Below are 603 nucleotides of genomic sequence, written 5' to 3' on the forward strand. Positions count from 1 at the left end.
CCATTCGCTCTCGTCGGTGATGTTCTTCCAGGAGCGGGGTTTGAGGGGGTCGTGGCCGCGGGCGCATCCGCCGGCGTAGGCGCGGGTGAGGCGGGGGATGGTGAGGCTGAGTCGTTCGTGCCAKCCGATGGGGCCGAATCCGGCGTCGGATGCGTCGAACGCGGCGGTGTGCGCGGCGTGCAKGGCGGAGAGTTCTTCGACGAGCTGCCCGTGTTTGAACCAGCACGGTGGGACGACGGATTCGGAGATCCGGTAGCGGACGGTGAACCATTCCACCCATGCCCRCAGTTMCGTCCACGCGGCGGGCGCGTCCTCATCGGTGAGGGTGCGCCAGTTCACGACTTGCCCGCCGATGGGGGCGGAGCTGGCGTAGCGGATGTCGGGTTCGAAGTCGCTCATGTCCGCCGCGATGAGGTCGTCGGGGTCGTCCGGGTCCGCGTAGTCGGTCATGACGGACTCTCGGGGGTGGGTTGCAGTTTGCGGCGGAGCCGTTCCAGCGCGAACTGGCTTGCTGCGCGCCGTGTGCGGTTTCGGGAGAGGACGGCGTCGCGGTCGATGAGGCGGTGCAGCAGGTCGTGACAGTACGGGTGCATGGGCACGAGG

General features: G+C 68.3%; 1 pseudogene. It reads right to left on the bottom strand.

What is annotated here, in order from left to right:
* Positions 1-450: pseudogene (locus tag AC1DP3_RS18375) on the bottom strand (hypothetical protein); the annotation flags it as partial.
* Positions 451-603: the final 153 nt, after the last annotated feature.

The sequence above is a fragment of the Microbacterium sp. P5_B6 genome (assembly GCF_056400345.1).